We start from the raw sequence: 20,425 nt of genomic DNA, 5'->3' as shown, positions 1-20,425 counted from the left end.
CGCGTATCTCCCCTACCGTCACCAGTCGTCGTCGACGTCGTCTTCGTCGAGGTCGTGTTCGAGCGGCGCGGGCGCCGACAACCCTGCCACGGTGCCACCGCTCGCGCCGCGCTGGCCCATCATCGGCGCCATCCCGCCCATTCCGCCTGCCCCAGCGGCCATCGGCGCAACGCCCCCTGCCACCGTGGATCCGGCCGCCGCACCCTCGGCAGGCGCGGTGCTCACCGGCTTGCTGCCGACCAGGTTGGCCATCTGTGGGGTCTGCAGCGGGACGCCGCCGGATCCCGGCAGCCCTGCCGCACGCACCATGCCCGAGCCCCCGCCGGCGCCGGAGCCACCCGCCAGCGGATGGTTGGAGAACGACGAGAACGGCAGCCCCGCCGCGCCCAGCGAGTCGGCCTTGCCGCCCTGCCCGAACATCGACATCAGCTGCTGCAACGGCTGCGACAGCTGCTGGCCCATCTGCTGCGGCACCGCCATCACGGCCTGACCGATCTGCATGGGCAGCTGGGCGGCCATCGAGCCCATCTGGCTGGCCATCTGCATCGCCTGCTGAGGGCCTTGACCGGCCTGTTTGGCGGCCTCGTCCGTGCTGTCTTGGGCTTCCTTGGCGCCGGGCACCGGCGGAGCGCCGATGAACGGGATGCTCGGCGGCACCGCCAGCGTGTTAGCCAGCTCCGTGGTGTTCGTCGTCACGTTGGCGATGTTCTGGGAGAGCCCCATCTTGACCCGGCTCTGCACCAGTTCCTGGGCGTTGCTGAACGGCATCGCCGCGATGGCCTCGCATTCGTGCTGAACCTCTTGGGCGATCGTGTTGGCCAGCATCTTGGTCTTGACGACGGTGGCCTCCATCGCGCGGAGTTTGGCCGCGATCGCCGCGGCCTGCGCGGCGTTGGCCTCGTGACCGCCGATGATCGTGCTGGCCTCCCCGGCCGCCGCCAGCGATCCGGCGCCCTCCCATGAGTCGGACAGCTGCATCAGCTGGCCCTGCTGTTGGGGCACCACGGTCCCGGTCAATTTCGCGGCAAACGCCTCATAGGCCGCCGCGGCCGCCGCCAGCACCGCTTCGTCGACGTTCGGCCAGCCAGGGCCGGTCACCGTCTGCGACCCGTAGGGGCTGACATCGGGCATGATCCCCATGACGTTCAAATTTACCGTGCCGGCGGTAGCTGTCGATCCGCGTAATTCCGCACCGAGCAGGGCCGACTATGCCGGCTGCACGCGGCCGCCGGACAGCCGAAACCAGCGCTGAACACCGATTTCGGCCAGGAATCGTTCGTCGTGGCTGACGACGATGAACGCCCCGCGGTAGGCGGTGAGCGCGGATTGAAGTTGCCCGACGCTGACCAGATCGAGGTTGTTGGTGGGTTCGTCGAGCAGCAGCAGGTGCGGGGCGGGTTCGCGGTGAAGCACACAGGCCAGCGTGGCGCGCAGCCGCTCGCCGCCGGAGAGCGCCCCGATCGGCAGGTGGATCCGGTCACCGCGGAACAGGAACTGTGCGAGCAGATGCCGACGCCGGGTGTCCGAGAGGCCGGGCGCGAACGTGGCGAGGCTCTCGGCGACCGAGTGCCGCGGATCGAGCAGGTCCAGACGCTGTGACAGGTAGGCCACCCGGACGTCGGCCCGGCGAACAGCGCCGGCGTCGGGAGCCTGCGTGCCGTCGATGACCCGCAGCAGGGTGGATTTACCGGCGCCGTTGTGCCCGGTGAGTGCGATGCGTTCGGGGCCGCGCACGCTCAGGTCGACGTCGGCGAACAGGGTGCGCCCGCCGCGACGCACAGCCACGCCCTCCAGCGTCAGCAGCGTGCGCCCGGCGGGCACGTCGGTCTGCGGGAGGTCCAGCACGATGGCGTCGTCGCTGCGCAGGCTGCGCTCGGCGTCGTCGAGGCGTGCCCTGGCGTCGCCGACCCGCGCGGCGTGCACGTCGTCGGCCCGCCCCGCCGACTCCTGGGCCCGGCGCTTCCTGGCGCCTGCGACGATCTTCGGCAGCCCGGCGTCCTTGAGGTTGCGTGCGGCGGTGGAGGCGCGTCGCGCCGCGCGTTCGCGGGCCACCTGCATGTCGCGCTTTTCGCGTTTGAGTTGTTGTTCAGCGCTGCGCAGGGTGCTCTCGGCGACCCGCTGCGCCTCGTTCACTGCCTCGGTGTACATCGTGAAATTGCCGCCGTACAAGAGTATTTCGCCGCGGCGCAGCTCGGCGATGCGGTCCATCCGGTCCAGCAGCACCCGGTCGTGGCTGACCAGCAGCAGGCATCCGGTGTAGTCGTCGAGCGCGTCGTAGAGCTTGTGGCGCGCGTCGGCGTCGAGGTTGTTGGTCGGCTCGTCGAGCAGCAGCACGTCGGGGCGCTTCAGCAGTTCACCGGCCAGCCCGACCGAAACCACCTCGCCGCCCGACAGCGAACCAAGCGCGCGGTCCAACGCGATGTGGCCCAGCCCGAGCCGGTCGAGTTGTGCCCTGGTGCGCTCCTCGATGTCCCAGTCCTCGCCGATCGCGGCGAACACGTCGTCGCCGGCCTCACCGGCGGCCAGGGCGTTCAGCGCGGCGATGATCGGGGCGACACCCAGCACTTCGGCCACGGTGCGGTCGGCGACGAACGGCAGCGTCTGCGGCAGGTAACCCAGCGTGCCGTCCACGGTGACCGTCCCGCTGGTGGGCCGGTATTCACCTGCGACGAGCTTGAGCAGCGTGCTCTTGCCCGCACCGTTGGGTGCGACGAGGCCGGTGCGGCCCGGCCCGACGGTGACCGACAGGTCGTCGAACAGCGGGGTGTCGTCCGGCCAGGCGAACGACAGGCGGGAACAGACGATGGAAGACATGCGAGAGAGCTCTCTGGACTGAGACGACTGGGGGCACCGGAGTCGTTGTCTCACCGCATACTTTCAGCGTACGGATCCGGTCAACCGGTTAAATACCGCCGCAGCGTCTCGGTGGCGGCGGTGATGGCCGCGGTGTCCACCCGTTCGTCGGCGCGGTGCGCCAGGTTCGGGTCGCCGGGTCCGTAGTTGACCGCCGGGATGCCCAGCGCGGCGAACCGTGCGACGTCGGTCCACCCGTATTTGGCCCGCACCTGTCCGCCTGCGGCCGCCACCAGCGCCGCGGCCGCCGGCTTGGTCAGGCCGGGCAGCGCGCCCGCCGCCGAGTCGGTCAGCGTGATCTGCACCTCGAGGCCGTCGAGCACCTCGTGCACATGATCGAGTGCCTGCCGCGGGCTGCGGTCGGGCGCGAAGCGGAAATTCACCGTCACCGACGCCGCGTCGGGGATGACGTTACCCGCGATCCCACCGTCGATGCCGACCGCCGAGAGCCCTTCGCGGTAGACGCAGCCGTCGATGTCGACGCTGCGGGCCCGATAGGTTTCCAGTCGCTCCAGCACAGCCCCGAGCTTGTGAATGGCGTTGTCGCCCAACCAGGATCGCGCGGAGTGCGCGCGGGTTCCCGCGGCGGTGACGACGACGCGCAGCGTGCCCTGGCAGCCGGCCTCGATGTATCCGCCCGACGGTTCGCCGAGCACCGCGACGTCGGCGGCCAGCCAGTCGGGCAGTTCGCGCTCGATGCGGCCCAAACCGTTTGCGCTCGCTTCGATTTCCTCGCAGTCATACATCACCAGCGTGATGTCGTGGCGCGGTTCGGGGACCGTCGCGGCCAGGTGCAGAAAGACCGCGTCGCCGGATTTCATGTCGGAGGTACCGCAACCGTAGAGATGCGGGCCTTCCCGCCGGCTGGGCAGGTTGTCGGCGGCGGGCACGGTGTCGGTGTGGCCGGCGAGCAGCACCCGCGACGGTCGGCCGTAGTCGGTGCGGGCCAGAACGGCGTTGCCGTTGCGGACGATCTCGAAGCCGGTGGTCTGCTCGCGCAGCGCGGCCTCGATCTCGTCGGCGATGCGTTGCTCGTTGCGCGACTCGCTGGGAATGTCCACCAGCGCCGCGGTCAACGCGATCGGATCAGCGTGTAAGTCCAGGCCCACACCGCTTGAGGCTAGTCGAGTAGCCTCTTGCCACGTGACTGCTGCTTCTGGCGTCGGCCTTGCGACCATCGCCGCCGACGGATCCGTCCTGGATACCTGGTTCCCGGCCCCCGAACTCAGCGGGGACGGCCCCGCCGGCACCACCCGGCTCTCGACGGCCGAGGTGCCCGAGGACCTCGGCGCGCTCACCGGCCGCGACACCGACCGCGGGGTGGAGACGGTCGCCGTGCGCACCGACATCGTGTCGCTGGACGACAAGGCGGTCGACGCCTACGACGTATATCTGCGGCTGCACCTGCTCTCGCACCGGCTGGTGGCCCCGCACGGGCTCAACGCCGACGGCTTCTTCGGGCTGCTGACCAACGTGGTGTGGACCAACCACGGCCCGTGCGCGGTGGAGGGGTTCGAGACGGTGCGGGCCCGGCTGCGCCGACGCGGGCCGGTCACCGTCTACGGCGTCGACAAGTTCCCGCGGATGGTCGACTACGTGCTGCCCTCCGGGGTGCGGGTGGCCGACGCCGACCGGGTGCGGCTGGGCGCACATCTGGCATCCGGCACTACCGTCATGCACGAGGGGTTCGTCAACTTCAACGCCGGCACGCTGGGCAGTTCAATGGTGGAGGGCCGGATCTCGGCGGGCGTGGTCGTGGACGACGGCTCCGACGTGGGCGGGGGCGCGTCGATCATGGGCACGCTGTCCGGCGGCGGCACCGAGGTGATCTCGGTGGGCAAGCGCTGCCTGCTGGGCGCCAATGCGGGCCTGGGTATCTCGCTGGGCGACGACTGTGTGGTCGAGGCGGGTCTGTACGTCACCGCGGGCACCAAGGTGCAGACCGGCGACGGCCAGACGGTCAAGGCGCGTGACCTGTCCGGCGCCAACAACCTGCTGTTCCGGCGCAATTCGGTCACCGGCGCGGTGGAGGTGGTCAACCGCGACGGCAGCGGCATCACGCTCAACGAAGCGCTGCACCAGAACTAGCTCACCTTTGCGCGAGCGTGCGTGTTCCCCGCGCTACGCGGTGGGCCCGGAGCGCGACACGCCGTCGAAAACCCGGAGTTCACGCACGCTCGCGAACCTTAACTTGCCGCGTTGGGCTTCAGCGGAGGGCAGCGCCCGTCGACCGCCGCGAGTTCGAAATGCCAAATCTCGTTGGCGTAGGTCTGGCACAGCCCGAACCGAGACCCGTTGTGGATCAACCACATGTCGGCCTGCACCGGTGAGATGTCGACGGCTTCACCGGTGACATGCTTCGACACCTCCGGTGCGGCGACGAACTCCCGGGCGGCCTCGACGCTTCCGTACTTCTGCACGCCGATCTCGAACAGGCGCTGCTGAAAGCCTGGTGTTCGCCAGCCGGAGGTGATCCGCATGTCGATGCGGTCGGCCGCGGCCGCACGGGCGGCGTCTTGAACGGCTTTGAGCAGCAACGGGTCGAGCCATCCCACGATCGGGTCGGATACGTCGAACGGGGACAGTGTCCTACCCGCGGGCAGCCAGCCGCCCACCGTGTCGGAGGCGGCGGCGCCGATGTGTAGCGGTTCGATGACGGGCGCAGGCCGCGGCGCAGGCGCGGGCGTGCCGCACGCGCACAGCAATATCGCCGCGACTGCCGCCGTCGCCAGAGTGGCGAGCGTGCGTAAACTCCCGACGTTCGGCGGGGTGTCGCCCTCTGGGCCCACCGCGTAGCGCGGGGAACACGCACGTCCCCAGCTTGCGCGTGGGCCCACGCGGGAGAAAAGGGGCGGGGTCAATCTTCGGCGGCCAGGATGCAGAACTCGTTGCCCTCCGGGTCGGCGAGCACCACCCAACTGGAGTCGCCCTGGCCGATGTCGACGTGCCGGGCACCCAAACCGATCACGCGCAGCACCTCGGCCCGCTGGTCGTCGGGCCGGAAGTCAAAGTGGATGCGGTTCTTGACCACCTTGGCGTCGGGCACCGCAAGGAACAACCAGTTCGGGCCCGCGCCGGGCGGGGCATCGAGCACGACGTCGCCGTCGTCGTCGACGTGGTGCGGCCAGCCCAACACCTTCGACCACCAGGACCCGAGCATGGTGGCGTCGTGCGCGTCGATACAGATCTCGTCGAACCTCAAACTCATTGCGCCAACTCTTTTTTCAATACCTTACCCATCGCGTTGCGCGGCAGCGCATCGACCAGTCGCACCTCACGCGGCCGCTTGTGCGCCGAAAGTTGCTGTGCCACATAGTCGGTCAGCGTCGACGGGTCGGCATCGCCGACGACGAACGCCACGATACGCTGACCCAGGTCGTCGTCGGGCACCCCGACGACGGCGGCCTCCCGCACTCCGGGATGCCCTAACAGCGCGGTCTCGATCTCGCCTGCGCCGACCCGGAACCCGCCGGTTTTGATCAGATCGACGGATTCGCGGCCGACGATGCGGTGCATCCCGGCTGCGTCGATCACCGCGACGTCGCCGGTCCGATACCAGCCGTCGTCGCCGAGCACCTCGGCGGTGGCATCCGGCCGGTTGAGGTACCCGTCGAACAGGGTGGGTCCTCGAACCTGCAATCGCCCAATGGTTTCGCCGTCGTGTGGCACGTCCGCACCGTGCTCGTCGACCAGCCGTGTCTGGATGCCTGCCAACGGCAACCCCACCCATCCGGGCCGACGCTCGCCGTCGACACGCGTGCTCAACGTGATCAACGACTCGGTGGCGCCGTACCGCTCGATCGCGCGGTGCCCGGTGACGGCGGCCAGCTTGTCGAACACCGGAACCGGTAGCGGTGCGCTGCCCGACACCAGCAGGCGCGCCGAGGCCAGCGCGCTCGCAGCGGCGTGGTCGTCGGCCACCCGCGACCACACCGTGGGCACCCCGAAGTACAGCGACCCGCCGGCCGCGGCATAGGACTGCGGCTTGGGTTTTCCGGTGTGTACGAAGCGGTTACCGATCCGCAACGAGCCCAGCAGACCCAGCACCAGCCCGTGCACGTGGTACAGCGGAAGGCCGTGCACCAGCGTGTCGTCCGGAGTCCACTGCCAGGCCTCGGCCAGCGCGTCGATGTCGGCGGCGACGGCGCGCCGGCTCACGATCACGCCCTTGGGCGGCCCGGTCGTGCCCGACGTGTAGATGATCAGCGCGGGTGCGTCGGCGGGCGGTTCGGCGTAGCGGTGCCACGACCGCGCGTGCATCCGCACCGGAACATGCTGCAGGCCGTCGTCGTCGGCCGGCTTCTCCCCCAGCCAGGCCTGCGCGCCCGAATCGGTGAGGATGTGTCGGCGTTCGGCGGCGCCGACGTCGGCGGGCACGGGGACGACGGGCACGCCGGCGATCAGGCATCCGGTGACCGCCAGCACGGTGGACGCGGTCGGGGCGGCCAGCACCGCGACGCGCTGCGCCCCCGCGATCCGTTCGGCCACCGAGGTCGCCGCACCGACCAGATCGCTGCGGCTCAGCACCGCACCGTCGATGCGGACGGCGTCACCGACATCGTGTCCGGCGGCGACGGCGGCGGGGTTCAGGGAGGCGAGCAACACGTGCGTGAGGATACTGGGCGCGTGACTTCCATCCAGACGATCTCGTCACGCGAGGTGTACCGCAACCACTGGCTGACGATGCGCGAGGACGCGATCCGCCACCCCGACGGCAGCGACGGCATCTACGCCGTCGTGGACAAGCCGTCATATGCGCTGGTGATGGCGTGCGACGATGACCGGTTCCATCTCGTCGAGCAGTTCCGCTATCCAATCGGGCTCCGACGCTGGGAGTTTCCTCAGGGCACCGCGCCCGACGCCGCAGAACTGCCGCCGGCCGAACTCGCTGCGCTGGAGTTGCGCCAGGAGACCGGGCTGCGGGCCGCCGATATGAGGGTGCTCGGTCAGCTCGACGTCGCTCCGGGCATGAGCAGCCAGCGCGGCTGGGTGTTCCTGGCGACGGGTATCACCGAGGGTGAACACGAGCGCGAGCACGAAGAGCAGGACATGCACAGCGAGTGGTTCACCCGCGCCGACGTGGAGCGGATGATCCGCGACGGAGAAATCACCGACGCGCAGTCGGTAGCGGCGTGGGCATTGCTGTTGCTCGCCGAGCAGACACCCGCTGACCGGACCGCAGGGTGACGCTGGATCGTCGCACACCAGCACCGCGGTTTCCTGCGGTGCGACCCGGTCGAGTCCGCACCGAGACGAACACGTGATCCTTTCGTCGCCAGTGTCATCCGTGTCTTGCCGGAGAGCTGGCGACGCGGCCAATTAGTCTGCCTGGCATGTCTGCCAGTCGGAAGTGGAGCGTGCTGGTTGCCGCTACTTCCGCGGTGGCCGCGTGTATTTCGGCGATGCCGAGCGCGTTGGCCGCCGACGCGCAGTGGAACGGGCGCTACCAGATCGTCACCTTCGCATCCAACAAGATCGGCACCAGTGTGGCCGCATCACAATCGGAACCGGACTTCGGCGCCCAGTACCTGCTGTCCACCGACTGTTCGAGCGGGTTGTGCGTGGCCACGGTCGTGGACGGTCCGGCGCCGAGCAATCCGAGTATCCCGCAACCGATCCGGTACACCTGGGACGGTGCGCGCTGGCACTACTCCTACAACTGGCAATGGGAGTGTTTCCGCGGAGAGGGGCTGCCCAAACAGTACGCACCCGCGCAGTCGCGCGTGTTCTACGCTCCCGACATCGACGGCTCGCTGTTCGGCACGTGGCGCACCGACATCCTGTCCGGCCCCTGCCGGGGCTTCGTCAGCATGCCGGTCGCCGCGTACCCGGTTTAGTGGCCCCGGTCGGCCAGCGCGCGCAGGAAGAACGTCAGGTTGGCCGGGCGTTCGGCGAGGCGACGCACGAAGTAGGCGTACCACTGCGTGCCGAACGGCACGTAGACCCGGACCGTGTTGTCGTCGTCGGTGAGCCGACGCTGTTCGATGTCCCGGATCCCGTAGAGCATCTGGTACTCGAAATCATCTCTGCCCCGGCCGTTGCGGGTGGCAAGGTCGGGTGCCGCGGCGATGATCGCCGGATCGTGTGAGGCGACCATGGGATAGCCGGCGCCGGCCATCAGTATCTGTAGGCAGCGCAGGTAGGAGGCGGTCACGTCGTCGCGGTCGCGGTACGCCACGGATGCGGGTTCGTCATAGGCGCCCTTGCACAACCGGATACGTGCACCGGCCACTGCGAAGTCGCGACAATCGCCCTCCGTGCGTTTGAGGTAGGCCTGTAACGCCGTGCCGAGCCAGTCGAATTCCACGCGCAGGTCTGCCACGATGGACAACGTCGAGTCGGTGGTGCGGTGGTCCTCGGCGTCCACGGTCACCCACGCCCCGACCTGCTGGGCGCGCAGGCAGACGATGCGGGCGTTCTCCAACGCGATCTTGTCGCCGTCGCGCGGCAGCGCCTGCCCGAGCGCCGACAACTTCACCGACACCTCCAGCGGCCGGACCGTGCCGTCGGGCTCGGTGCGGCCGCCGAGCGCGTCGAGCAGCGTGAGGTAAGCCCGGACCGTCTCGTCGGCCGTTTCGATCGCGGTGACGTCCTCACCCAGATAGTCGACCGACACCATGCGCCCCGAGTTACGCAGTTGCCCAACGGCATCAAGTGCGTGCCAGACCGTCTCGCCGGGGATGAAGCGGTGTACGACGTCCCGGGTGACGGGCAGCCGTTCGGCCGAGCGGCGCAGTCGCTCAGATCGGCTGACCGCCAGGATCGCCGGGCGAGCGACGCGGGTGAAGACGCCCATCAGCGGTCCATGTGCGGATAGCGGTGGTCGGTCGGCGGCACGAACGTCTCTTTGATCGACCTGGCCGATGTCCAGCGCAGCAGGTTCAGCATCGAGCCGGCCTTGTCGTTGGTGCCCGACGCTCGCGCACCGCCGAACGGTTGCTGGCCGACGACCGCCCCGGTCGGCTTGTCGTTGACGTAGAAGTTGCCCGCGGCATGGCGCAACCGATGCTCGGCCCGCAGCACCGCAGACCGGTCGTCGGCGATCACCGCGCCGGTCAGCGCGTATTTGGCGCCGGCATCGACGACGTCGAGGATGCGGTCGTACTCGTCGTCGGGATAGACGTGCACGGCCAGAATCGGCCCGAAGTACTCGGTGCTGAACGCCTCGTCGGTGGGGTCGTCGGACAGCAGCACGGTCGGGCGGACGAAATACCCGACGCTGTCGCCGTATTCGCCGCCGACCGCAATCGTGACGTTGGCGGCGCCCTTGGCTCGTTCGATCGCCTTGACGCTCTTGGCGAAGGCCCGCTCATCGATCAGCGCCCCGCCGAAGTTGCTCAGATCCGTCACGTCCCCGTACCGCAGATCTTCGGTGGCCGACAGGAAGTCGTCGCCCATCTGCTGCCACACCGAACGGGCGATGAAGGCCCGCGACGCCGCCGAACACTTCTGCCCTTGGTAGTCGAACGCGCCGCGAATCAGGGCCGTGCGCAACACGTCGGGACGGGCGCTGGAATGGGCGACGACGAAGTCCTTGCCGCCGGTTTCCCCGACCAGCCGCGGGTAGCTGCGGTACTGGCCGATGTTGGCGCCCACCGCACGCCACAGATGCTGAAACGTCGCCGTCGAACCGGTGAAATGGATACCGGCCAGCCGCGGATCAGCCAGCGCCACATCGGAAACCGCGATCCCACTTCCGGTCAGCAGGTTGATCACGCCCGGCGGCAAGCCAGCGGCCTCGAGCAACTGCATGGTCAGATACGCCGCGAACGTCTGCGTGGGCGAGGGCTTCCACACCACGGTGTTGCCCATCAGCGCGGGCGCCGTCGGCAGGTTGCCCGCGATCGCGGTGAAGTTGAACGGCGTGATCGCGTAGACGAAACCTTCCAGCGGACGGTAGTCGGTGCGGTTCCACACCCCGGTGACGCTGATCGGCTGTTGCGCGAGGATCTTTCGCGCGAACGCCACGTTGAACCGCCAGAAGTCGATCAGCTCGCACGCGGCGTCGATCTCGGCCTGGTAGGCCGATTTGGACTGGCCGAGCATGGTGGCCGCGCACAGCTTGGCCCGCCACGGTCCGGCCAGCAGGTCGGCAGCACGCAGGAACACCGCGGCGCGCTCGTCGAACGGGGTGGCCTCCCAGCCGGGTTGGGCGCCCGACGCGGCATCGATGGCGGCGACGGCATCGGCATGCGTGGCCTCGGAGAAGGTGCCCAGCCGGGCCGCATGCCGGTGCGGCTGCACCACATCGATTCGGTCGCCCTCGCCCATCCGGTGCGCGCCGCCGATCACATGCGGCAACTCGATCGGTTCGGTGGTGACCGTTCGCAGGGTTTCGGTGAGCCGGATGCGCTCCCCGGACCCGGGCGCGTAGTCGCGGACCGCCTCGTTGACCGGCAGGGGCACCTCGGTGATCGCATCCATGCGCCAAGGATGGTCGAAACCGGCGCGACATGGCTTAGCCGATCGGACAAACTGCATGCGCCTGACTAGTACGATCGACCAATATGCAGGCCATCGGTGTCAGTCTCGGCCAGCTGCTGCTCGCGCTGGACGCGACGGTGGTCCAGTTGGTCCGGGCCCCGCGCGGTTTGGACCTTCCGGTGGCTTCGGCGGCGCTGATCGATTCCGACGACGTGGCGCTGGGCCTGGCGGCCGGTGCCGGTGCCGCCGACGTCTTCTTTCTGCTGGGTATTCACGACGCCGACGCGGTGCGCTGGATCGACCGGCACGGCGCAGCGCCGACGGCGATCTTCCTCAAGGATCCGTCCGAGGCCGTCATCGCGCGCGCGGCCGCATCGGGCATCGCGGTGGTCCAGGTCGACCCGCAGGCCCGCTGGGAGCGGTTGTACCGGTTGGTCGACCACGTCCTCGAGCATCACGGCCGCCGCGCCGACTCCTGGTACGACTCGGGCACCGATCTGTTCGGGTTGGCGCAGGCGGTCGCCGACCGGGTGCACGGCATGGTGAGCATCGAGGACGCGCAGTCGCACGTGTTGGCCTACTCGGCAGCCAACGACGAGGCCGACGAACTGCGCAGGCTGTCGATCCTGGGCCGCGCCGGTCCGCCCGAGCACCTCCAATGGCTGAGCCAGTGGGGCATCTTCGACGCGTTGCGCACCGACGAGGGCGTGGTGTCGGTGGCCGCTCGCCCCGAACTGGGCCTGCGACCGCGGTTGGCGATCGGGATCCGTTCCGTCGCCGTCGACCAGCGCAGGCCCGCGGAGTTCGCAGGCACCATCTGGGTGCAACAAGGCTCCCGGCCGCTGTCTGAGGATGCCGAGGAGGTGCTGCGCGGGGCGGCGGTGTTGGCCGCCCGGATCATGTCCCGGCTGGCGGCGCGGCCGTCGACACATACGCTGCGCGTGCAAGAACTGCTGGGCCTGACCGAAACCGACGTCGACGTCGGGGCGCTCGCGCGCGAACTCGGCGTCGTCGCCGACGGCCGGGTCGCGGTGATCGGCTTCGACACCGCGTCCCATCACGGCAGGCTCACCGACGTTCTGGCGTTGAGCGCCAGCGCTTTCCGCAGCGACGCCTTGGTGGCGTCGAGCGGCTCACGCGTGTATGTGCTGTTGCCGCAGACCAGCCGCACCACGTCGGTGACCTCGTGGTTGCGCGGGACGGTCGCGGCCCTGCACGACGAGTCGGGGCTTTCGCTTCGGGCGGTGATTGCCGCTCCGGTGGCGGGTCTGGGCGCGGCGGCGTCGGCACGCGCCGAAGTGGACCGGGTGCTCGACAGCGCTGAACGCCACCCCGTCGCGTTCGGTGAAGTGACCTCGCTGGCGCAGGCGCGCACCGCGGTGCTGCTCGACGAGATCGTCACCATGATCAGCGCCGACGACCGCCTCTCCGATCCGCGGGTGCGCGAATTACGCGACCATGAGCCCGTTCTCGCCGAAACGCTGCATGCCTACCTGGACGGGTTCGGTGACGTCGCCGCGGTGGCGGCGCGATTACACGTACATCCCAACACCGTGCGGTACCGGGTGCGCCGCGCCGAGCAGTTGCTGTCGACGTCGCTGTCAGATCCCGATGTGCGGCTGCTGTTGTCGCTGAACCTGCGGGCCACCGCTCAACTGGCGGTCACGGACGCTGGACTGAAAGCCGCTGTGCGGCAGCGCTGATTCGTTCGTCGGAGGCGGTCAGGGCCACCCGCACATGGTGGGAGCCGCGCGCGCCGTAGAACTCGCCCGGGGCCACCAGGATCCCGCGCTGCGCCAGCCATGCGACGGTGTCTCGGCACGGCTCGCCGCGCGTCGCCCACAGGTACAGCCCGGCTTCCGAGTCGTCGACGGTGAACCCCGCCGCGCGCAACGCGGGCAGCAGCGCATCCCGTCGCCGCGCGTAGCGGGCGCGCTGTTCGCGTTCGTGCTCGTCGTCGTCGAGCGCGGCGACCATCGCGGCCTGCACCGGCGTGGGCACCATCATCCCGGCATGCTTGCGCACCGCCAACAACTCGGCGACGACCGCCGGATCCCCCGCCACGAAACCGGCCCGGTACCCGGCGAGCGACGAGGACTTGGACAACGAGTGCACCGCCAGCAGCCCGGTGTGGTCGCCCTCGCTGACCGACGGGTGCAGCACCGAAAGCGGTTCGGCGTCCCAGGCCAACCCCAGATAGCACTCGTCGGACGCGATCAGCACACCGCGCTCGCGTGCCCAGCCGACCACCTTGCGCAGATGATCGACGCCCAGCACCTTGCCGGTCGGATTGCTCGGCGAGTTGAGGTAGACGAGGGCCGGTGACTGCGGACCCAGCTGCGTCAGCGAGTCAGCCCGCAGCACCTGGGCACCCGCCAGTCGCGCGCCCACATCGTAAGTCGGGTATGCCAATTCGGGCACCACGACGGTGTCCTGCGGTCCGAGCCCCAGCAGTGTCGGCAGCCAGGCGATCAGCTCCTTGGTGCCGATCACCGGCAGCACCGCCGACTCCGGCAGTGCGGTGACGCCGTAGCGCCGCGCCAACGCCGCGACGGCCGATTCGCGCAACGCCGGGGTGCCGGCCGTCGCCGGATAACCGGGCGAGGCGCTGGCATCCGCCAACGCCTGCCGGATCACCGGCGCGACCGGGTCGATCGGGGTGCCGACCGACAAGTCGACGATGCCGTCAGGATGCGACCGGGCCAGCGCGGTGACGTCGGCCAGGGTGTCCCACGGGAACAGCGGCAGCGACGCCGAGCGGAGATTTCGCGCCGCCCCGCGCTGCTGCGCGGACATCATCTGCCCGCCCCGCTGACGAACCGTTATCAGTCCTCGCCTTGGGGCGGCAGATCCTTGACGACCTGCGGGTCGTTCTCGGTCATACCGACTTTGGACGCGCCGCCGGGCGATCCCAGCTCGACGAAGAAGTCGGCGTTGATCTGGGTGTACTCGCTCCACTGGTCGGGCACATCATCTTCGTAGTAGATGGCCTCGACCGGGCAGACCGGCTCGCATGCGCCGCAGTCGACGCATTCGTCCGGATGGATGTACAGCATGCGTGCGCCCTCGTAGATGCAGTCGACAGGGCATTCCTCGATGCACGCCTTGTCTTTGACGTCGACGCAGGGTTCGGCAATCGTGTACGTCACAGGTTGCTCCTCGATCTCCTGTCCAGCGGGGCTGTGTTTCTAGGACGGTTGTCTCAGTGTGCCCTATGGGCGCGCTCGCCCTTGGCTAAGGGTGGCCGCGCGGTTACTGATACTAAACGTTGCACATACAGGCCGCCTAGCGCGGCTCCCCTATGCACCCATCCTGGTGGCGCTCTGCGAGCTCGGCGAGCTCGCCGAAGTGGCCGCCTGATGTGATTTGTGTGCGTTTCAGAGCGCCCAGCGCAACAAAACGCACACAAATCGCGGGGCCTTGCTATACCTGCAAAATGACGCAGCGTTGCGCACCCATCCACAAACACGCCGTCGTGCACGTCCGTCAACTCACGGCCGACGAGTTGGACACGTTGCGCGCGGCGAAGAAGATCTTCAAGGAGAGCGCCTGGGACGAGTGGCGCACCACCCAGCCCCTGACCTTCGACGGCTTCAACCAAGACTTCGAGGTGCCGCAGGACTTCGCCACCGATCTGGTATCGGTGCCGGGCGTGGTCGCCTGGTTCATCCCGCGCGCCGGCCGCTATGCACGTGCGGCCGTCCTCCACGACTACCTGTGGCGCCATCCCGAGCGCACCGGCTGCGACCGCAGGCACGCCGACTACCGGTTCCGCCGTCAGATGCAACGCGACGGGGTCAGCCTGCTGCGGCGCTGGATCATGTGGGCCGCGGTGCGGATGTCGGCGATCCTGCAGGGCAAGGGCGGCGCCGGGTGGGGCAAGGACGTGCCGGGCGCGCTGGCACTGCTGGTGCTCGTCGCATTGCCCGTCGTCCTGCTCCCCGGCGCCGCGATCCTGACGTCGACCATCGTGTTCTGGGTTCTGGAGACGATCGTCGCCCTGGTGGTTCCCGACGAGAGCCCACCGCCGATGCAGCTGAAAACGTGACCCGCGGGCCGCGTTACTGCTGTTTGGTCGCCTCGATCTCCAGGGTGACGGTGACCTTGTCGCCGACCACCGCGCCACCGGTCTCGAGCGGCAGGTCGATGTCGATACCGAAGTCGCGGCGGTTCAAGACCACCACCGCCTCGAACCCGGCGACCTCGCCCTGGCCCATACCCGGGTTGACACCGTTGAACTCCAGCGCGAAGCTGACCGGCCGGGTGATGCCCTTGATCGTCAGGTCGCCGTCGAGGACGTAGTCGTCGCCGTCGCGGCGCACCCCGGTCGAGGTGAACGTCGCGGTCGGATACTTCTCGACGTCGAAGAAATCGGCCGCCCTCACGTGTGTGTCGCGCTGCTCGTTGCCGGTGTCCACCGACGCGGTGGAAACATCCGCGCTCACCGAAGGGGTGCCGTCGGCCGCGACGGTGATGGCGCCGCTGAAGTCCGCGAATCGGCCCCGCACCTTGCTCACCATCAGGTGGCGTACCGAAAAGCCCACGGTCGAGTGCACGGGGTCGATGGCCCAGGTGCCGGTGCTCAGGCCGGTGTTCACTGCAGTCGTCATGCTCAGGTTCTCCTTCGTCCGTATTGGCGGTAACGGGCACTGTCGCCCGCCCCGACCAGGTAAACGGACTACGGTCCGCTAGTATTCCCGACGAGCCGACGGCGCGAGGTGGCGCCGTGGCGTGTGCTCGCGAGAGGTGCGGACTAGGCCGCCAGCGGGTCGTAGGTCGTCGAGCGCTGCCGCGCCGGGCGGCCGATACCCTCGGCGATCGCCGTCAGTTCCGCGACGGTCTTGGCCGAGCCGAACTCCGAGCCGGCCATCCTCGAGATGGTTTCCTCCATCAGCGTGCCGCCGAGGTCGTTGGCCCCGCCGCGCAGCATCACCTGGGTCCGCTCGGTGCCGAGCTTGACCCAGCTGGTCTGGATGTTGGATATCCGGCCGTGCAGCATGATTCGGGCGAGCGCATGAACCGCGCGGTTGTCGCGGTGCGTCGGCCCCGGCCGTGCACCACCAGCCAGGTACAACGGCGAACTCTGGTGCACGAACGGCAGCGGTACGAACTCGGTGAATCCGCCGGTGCGGTCCTGGATCTCACGCAGCACCCGCAGATGGCCGACCCAGTGCCGCGGGGTGTCGACGTGGCCGTACATCATCGTCGAACTCGACTGCAGTCCGACTTCGTGTGCGGTGGAGACGATCTCGATCCACATCGACGTCGGCAGCTTGCCTTTGGTCAGAACCCAGCGCACCTCGTCGTCGAGGATCTCCGCGGCGGTCCCCGGGATACTTCCCAGACCGGCTTCCCGCAACGAGATCAGCCACTCGCGTATCGAAAGCCCGCTTCTGGTCACACCGTTGGCGATCTCCATCGGCGAAAAGGCGTGCACGTGCATCGACGGCACCCGGGCTTTGACGGCCCGTACGAGGTCGGCGTAGCCCGTCACCGGCAGTTCGGGGTCGATGCCGCCCTGCATGCAGACCTCGGTGGCACCGGCCACGTGCGCCTCCCACGCCCGGTCGGCGACCTCGTCGACGGACAGCGAGTACGCGTCGGCGTCGCCCTTGCGCTGGGCGAACGCGCAGAACCGGCACCCGGTGTAGCAGATGTTGGTGAAGTTGATGTTGCGGTTGACGACGAACGTGACGTCGTCGCCGACGGTATCTCGCCGCAGCGAATCCGCCAGGGCGGCAACGGCGTCCAGCGCCGGACCGTCGGCCATCGCGAGTGCCAGGTATTCGTCGTCGGACAGGCCTGCCGGATCCTGCTCGGCTGAGCGCAGCGCGGCCAGCACGTCGGTGTCGATGCGTTCCGGCGCACGCGCGGCGAGTTCGTTCACCTTCTCCCGGATCGACTCCCAGTCCCCGAAGGCGCTGCCCAGGTCGCTGCGGGTCTCGGTCAACCGGCCCGTGGAATCGATCGCTGAGTGGAGGTCGGTGCGGCCCAACGACTCCCATGCTTCATCGGGCTCCTGCCACGGCCGCCCGACCGGGTTGACATCCAGCGCCAACCCGGTGTCGGGATCGGCGAGCGCGTCGACGTGGCCGCGCACCCGCGGGTCGATCCACGCCGCGCCCGCCTGCACGTACTGCGGTTGCGCGGTCAGTCGCTGCACCAGGTCGTAGCCGGCCTCGGCGGTGACGGTGGACAACTCGTCCAACGCCGGCCACGGCCGCTCCGGGTTGACGTGATCGGGTGTCAGCGGCGACACGCCGCCCCAGTCGTCGACACCGGCGCCGACCAGTGCCAGACACTGCGGGCGCGACACCAGGTTCGGCGGCGCCTGAATGCGCATCTTGGGCCCCATCACCAGGCGGGTGACCGCCACGGTGGCGATGAAATCGTCGAAGGTCGCGTCCGGCGTCGACGCCATCGCGGTGTGGTCCTTGGCGCGGAAGTTCTGCACGATGACTTCCTGCACGTGCCCGAACTCTTTGTGGGAGCGCCGGATCGCGTGGATGGTTTCGGCGCGCTCGGTCAGGTTCTCGCCGATGCCGACGAGCAGACCGGTGGTGAACGGGATGGACAGCCGGCCGGCGTCGGCCAGCGTGCGCAGCCGAACCTCCGGATCCTTGTCCGGGCTGCCGTAGTGGGCCAGGCCCTTGGTTTCGAACAGTCGCCGCGACGTAGTCTCCAGCATCATGCCCATGGACGGGGCCACCGGCTTGAGCCGCGACAACTCCGACCAGCTCATCACGCCGGGGTTCAGGTGCGGCAGCAGGCCGGTCTCCTCCAGGACCCGGATCGCCATCGCCCGCACATAGTCCAGCGTCGAGTCGTAACCCCGTTCGTCGAGCCACTGCCGAGCTTCGTCCCAGCGCGTCTCCGGTCGGTCACCGAGGGTGAACAACGCTTCCTTACAGCCCAATTCGGCTCCGCGCCGTGCCACGTCGAGGATTTCGTCGGGTTCCATGTACATGCCCATGCCTGCGGCGCGCAGCTTGCCCGGAACGGTGACGAACGTGCAGTAGTGACAGGTGTCCCGGCACAGGTGCGTGACCGGGATGAACACTTTGCGGGAATAGGTCACCGGCAGGCGTCCGTCCGGCCCGCGCCGACCGGCGGCTTCGAGCCCGGCGTCACGCACACGCGCGGCGCTGGCGCACAGGTCGGCCAGATCGTCCCCGCGGGCGGTCATCGCGATCGCGGCCTCGTCGACGTTCAGCGCCACCCCGTCGCGGGCGCGCCGCAACACCCGTCGCAGGGCGGCAGAACTTGGGGCGTCTGGCTTGGGTGGGGCCACCGGGTCGGGCAGGTCGTCGGCCCCGCGCTGAGGGTTCAAAGCCACTTGCGTGTAACTCCGGCGATGGCGGGAATCATCCGCGTGTCTCACATACTGAAACGACTACGCCTGACATACCGGTCACAGTAGTCCGCTCGCTACGCCGTGGCGTGCACACCGTCTGCGCGCTGCGCCCCGTACATTGACAGCTACGTAAGTTCGGCCGACCATCGCGTCAAAGCACCAGAGGAGCTGCAATGGCTGTATCCGTCCGATCACTGCTGATGTCGGGGGTTTCCGTGGTCGGGGCCACCGCCATCGCGATAGCTCCCGTGCAGGCACCGCCACCGCAAATCACGGCGCACAGCAACGTCGCGCCGGTCCGTGTGGTCTCCGACGAATTCGTCCAATTACTCGCGTCGGTGCGACCGGCGGCCGAGCCCGGAGACCCGGTAGCGCTGAACTCCGCAGGCGACGCCGTGATCAACGCCTGGAACCGGGCGCTGCCCTGGATCGACTACTGGGTCGAACTCGCCGCGTACGTGGTCGACTTCATTCCGTTCGGATACTTCATTCCGATCGGCTTCGACCTCAGCGCGCAGATCGACATGTTCTATTTCACCCTGATCCGTCCCATCGCCAACAGCTTCGTGGTCGATCTGGTCGCGCCGGTGGTCGATGACCCGCTCAACCTCGACAGCTATATCACCGGGTTGCGGACGCTCGGGTCGGTGACGTGGAACTCGCTGCAGAACTTCGCCATCCAGGAGTTCAACTTCTTCTTCGGCTGGCTCATCCCGCCGCTTCCGCCGATTCCGCCGCTGCAATCGGCCGTCGAAGGACCCACGATGGCCAAGTCGCTGTCGGCCGGCCAGGACGAGGCCACGACGGTGCTTTCTGAAGGTGCCGGAGACACCGACGAAGCCGGGCAGGGTGAGGACACCGGGAAGACCGGGGAGGCGGCCCCGCAGGGCACCGAGAACACCGAAGGCACCGAGACATCCGAACAGATCGACGGGACCGCACCCACCGAGGAGGTCGACGAGACAGAGCAATTCGAGGAGACCGCAGAGGTCGACGAGACAGAAGAAGTCGACGAGGCCCCCGAGGTCGAGCCGACCAAGTCGACCAACGGCACGGTGGCCGCCCAAGGTGAGGTCCGCGGTTCGGGCGTCGAGGCTACCGATCCCACCGGCGAGACGACGGCGGGCGCCGATGACACGTCAACGGGCGACAACCAGGCTCAAGCCCCCGCCGACACTGCCGATACGCAAGCCCCGGCAGACAACGACGCCGATTCGGGCGACGACGGCGGCGCGGACGCCGGTGGCGGTGACCAGACCTAGGAGTTCACGTGGCGCCACAGCACCAGCGCGGGCGGCACCGCACCGAGCACGAGGAGCAGAAACACCGCGTACTCCATGGCCCCGGCGCCCCCGAAGACGATGTCGTCACCGGGTCCGCCCAGGGTCAGCACGGCCACCGTGGCCAGCCAGGTCCACAGTGGCAGCGCGGCAACCCGCGGCGCTGACGTCCAGTGCAGCGCTGCCCACACCAGCGCCGCGTTGACCAGGCCGGCGATGAGTGCGCTGACGGGAAACGGAATCGAGCCGATCCGAACGGGCAGGAAGAACGCCGCAGCGATCGCGCAGAGCACGCCGTCGAGCGCAAGCAACGTCAGAACCACCACCCGCAGAAAACCGGTGGTGGTGGTTGGTGCGGTCAGGTCGGAATGCTGTCGAGCAGCGAGACCATGGAACCCAGCACCCATTGGAAGTTGTCGAACCGGTCCTGCCAGTGCTGCAGGTTGGGATCGAGGTCCTGGTCCATGTGCCGTCCCTTTCACGCGCCGCCGATGTTGGCAGCGTACTCCCCCAG

General features: G+C 68.7%; 19 protein-coding genes. 6 read left to right on the top strand and 13 right to left on the bottom strand.

Annotated features, from left to right (window positions below):
* Positions 1–18: 18 nt before the first annotated feature.
* The 3 genes from K3U96_RS06520 to dapE all read right to left on the bottom strand — a co-directional run bounded on the left by K3U96_RS06520 (position 19) and on the right by dapE (position 3,962).
* Complete coding sequence (locus tag K3U96_RS06520) at positions 19–1,140, bottom strand: hypothetical protein (RefSeq protein WP_220692450.1); 1,122 nt, start codon at positions 1,138–1,140, stop codon at positions 19–21.
* A gap of 66 nt (positions 1,141–1,206) precedes the next feature.
* On the bottom strand, positions 1,207–2,814 hold the full coding sequence (locus K3U96_RS06515) for an ABC-F family ATP-binding cassette domain-containing protein (protein WP_220692449.1): 1,608 nt from the start codon (positions 2,812–2,814) through the stop codon (positions 1,207–1,209).
* 80 nt (positions 2,815–2,894) lie between these two features.
* Positions 2,895–3,962 (bottom strand): succinyl-diaminopimelate desuccinylase, encoded by a 1,068-nt coding sequence (gene dapE, locus K3U96_RS06510; protein WP_230982385.1) that lies wholly within the window; start codon positions 3,960–3,962, stop codon positions 2,895–2,897.
* 34 nt (positions 3,963–3,996) lie between these two features.
* Here dapE and dapD point away from each other — a divergent pair, with 34 nt between their 5' ends.
* Complete coding sequence (dapD, locus tag K3U96_RS06505; RefSeq protein ID WP_220692447.1) at positions 3,997–4,941, top strand: 2,3,4,5-tetrahydropyridine-2,6-dicarboxylate N-succinyltransferase; 945 nt, start codon at positions 3,997–3,999, stop codon at positions 4,939–4,941.
* 98 nt (positions 4,942–5,039) lie between these two features.
* Here the strand turns inward: dapD and K3U96_RS06500 are convergent, their stop codons facing one another.
* The 3 genes from K3U96_RS06500 to K3U96_RS06490 form a co-directional block, all read right to left on the bottom strand.
* On the bottom strand, positions 5,040–5,642 hold the full coding sequence (locus K3U96_RS06500; RefSeq protein ID WP_372514877.1) for a M15 family metallopeptidase: 603 nt from the start codon (positions 5,640–5,642) through the stop codon (positions 5,040–5,042).
* A 68-nt stretch (positions 5,643–5,710) separates the two neighbouring features.
* On the bottom strand, positions 5,711–6,061 hold the full coding sequence (locus tag K3U96_RS06495; protein ID WP_220692446.1) for a VOC family protein: 351 nt from the start codon (positions 6,059–6,061) through the stop codon (positions 5,711–5,713).
* Positions 6,058–7,458, bottom strand: a complete 1,401-nt coding sequence (locus K3U96_RS06490) for an acyl-CoA synthetase (protein WP_220692445.1) — start codon at positions 7,456–7,458, stop codon at positions 6,058–6,060. The genes K3U96_RS06495 and K3U96_RS06490 overlap by 4 nt, the downstream gene beginning before the upstream one ends.
* 78 nt (positions 7,459–7,536) lie before the next feature.
* Between K3U96_RS06490 and K3U96_RS06485 the strand changes: the two genes are divergently transcribed.
* Together K3U96_RS06485 and K3U96_RS06480 are read left to right on the top strand one after the other, a co-directional pair.
* The gene (locus K3U96_RS06485; protein WP_275085192.1) at positions 7,537–8,040 is read left to right on the top strand and encodes an NUDIX domain-containing protein; all 504 of its coding nucleotides are present in this window, start codon (positions 7,537–7,539) and stop codon (positions 8,038–8,040) included.
* 146 nt (positions 8,041–8,186) lie between these two features.
* Positions 8,187–8,690: an Rv2253 family sensor-like surface protein gene (locus tag K3U96_RS06480; protein ID WP_220692443.1), complete on the top strand. Its 504-nt coding sequence runs from the start codon at positions 8,187–8,189 to the stop codon at positions 8,688–8,690.
* Here the strand turns inward: K3U96_RS06480 and K3U96_RS06475 are convergent.
* Together K3U96_RS06475 and pruA are read right to left on the bottom strand one after the other, a co-directional pair.
* On the bottom strand, positions 8,687–9,649 hold the full coding sequence (locus K3U96_RS06475) for a proline dehydrogenase family protein (RefSeq protein WP_220692442.1): 963 nt from the start codon (positions 9,647–9,649) through the stop codon (positions 8,687–8,689). The two genes, K3U96_RS06480 and K3U96_RS06475, sit on opposite strands and share 4 nt — an antisense overlap.
* Entirely contained in the window at positions 9,649–11,277 is a 1,629-nt protein-coding gene (gene pruA / locus K3U96_RS06470) for an L-glutamate gamma-semialdehyde dehydrogenase (RefSeq protein ID WP_220692441.1), read from the bottom strand. The genes K3U96_RS06475 and pruA overlap by 1 nt, the downstream gene beginning before the upstream one ends.
* An 83-nt stretch (positions 11,278–11,360) precedes the next feature.
* Here pruA and K3U96_RS06465 point away from each other — a divergent pair, with 83 nt between their 5' ends.
* Positions 11,361–12,980 (top strand): PucR family transcriptional regulator, encoded by a 1,620-nt coding sequence (locus K3U96_RS06465; RefSeq protein WP_220692440.1) that lies wholly within the window; start codon positions 11,361–11,363, stop codon positions 12,978–12,980.
* Here the strand turns inward: K3U96_RS06465 and dapC are convergent.
* Both dapC and fdxA read right to left on the bottom strand, forming a co-directional pair.
* Positions 12,940–14,073: a succinyldiaminopimelate transaminase gene (dapC, locus tag K3U96_RS06460; RefSeq protein ID WP_220693420.1), complete on the bottom strand. Its 1,134-nt coding sequence runs from the start codon at positions 14,071–14,073 to the stop codon at positions 12,940–12,942. The genes K3U96_RS06465 and dapC overlap by 41 nt on opposite strands.
* A gap of 29 nt (positions 14,074–14,102) precedes the next feature.
* Positions 14,103–14,426 (bottom strand): ferredoxin, encoded by a 324-nt coding sequence (gene fdxA / locus K3U96_RS06455; protein WP_069407480.1) that lies wholly within the window; start codon positions 14,424–14,426, stop codon positions 14,103–14,105.
* A 287-nt stretch (positions 14,427–14,713) separates the two neighbouring features.
* Between fdxA and K3U96_RS06450 the strand changes: the two genes are divergently transcribed.
* Positions 14,714–15,325, top strand: a complete 612-nt coding sequence (locus K3U96_RS06450) for a DUF1353 domain-containing protein (RefSeq protein ID WP_220692439.1) — start codon at positions 14,714–14,716, stop codon at positions 15,323–15,325.
* Between the two features lie 13 nt (positions 15,326–15,338).
* On the opposite strand, the gene K3U96_RS06445 is transcribed toward K3U96_RS06450, so the two are convergent.
* Entirely contained in the window at positions 15,339–15,887 is a 549-nt protein-coding gene (locus K3U96_RS06445) for a YceI family protein (RefSeq protein ID WP_220692438.1), read from the bottom strand.
* 143 nt (positions 15,888–16,030) lie between these two features.
* Positions 16,031–18,613 carry a bifunctional FO biosynthesis protein CofGH gene (locus K3U96_RS06440; protein WP_220692437.1) on the bottom strand — a complete coding sequence of 861 codons (2,583 nt, stop codon included), beginning with the start codon at positions 18,611–18,613 and terminating at the stop codon, positions 16,031–16,033.
* Between the two features lie 191 nt (positions 18,614–18,804).
* Here K3U96_RS06440 and K3U96_RS06435 point away from each other — a divergent pair, with 191 nt between their 5' ends.
* Positions 18,805–19,893 carry an ICP22 family protein gene (locus K3U96_RS06435; RefSeq protein ID WP_220692436.1) on the top strand — a complete coding sequence of 363 codons (1,089 nt, stop codon included), beginning with the start codon at positions 18,805–18,807 and terminating at the stop codon, positions 19,891–19,893.
* Here K3U96_RS06435 and K3U96_RS06430 read toward each other — a convergent pair.
* Positions 19,890–20,318: a hypothetical protein gene (locus tag K3U96_RS06430; RefSeq protein WP_205871136.1), complete on the bottom strand. Its 429-nt coding sequence runs from the start codon at positions 20,316–20,318 to the stop codon at positions 19,890–19,892. The genes K3U96_RS06435 and K3U96_RS06430 overlap by 4 nt on opposite strands.
* Positions 20,319–20,425 lie beyond the last annotated feature (107 nt).

This window comes from Mycolicibacterium holsaticum DSM 44478 = JCM 12374 (assembly GCF_019645835.1).
In the GTDB taxonomy this organism is placed as follows: domain Bacteria; phylum Actinomycetota; class Actinomycetes; order Mycobacteriales; family Mycobacteriaceae; genus Mycobacterium; species Mycobacterium holsaticum.
This window is presented reverse-complemented; position numbering and strand designations above follow the sequence as displayed.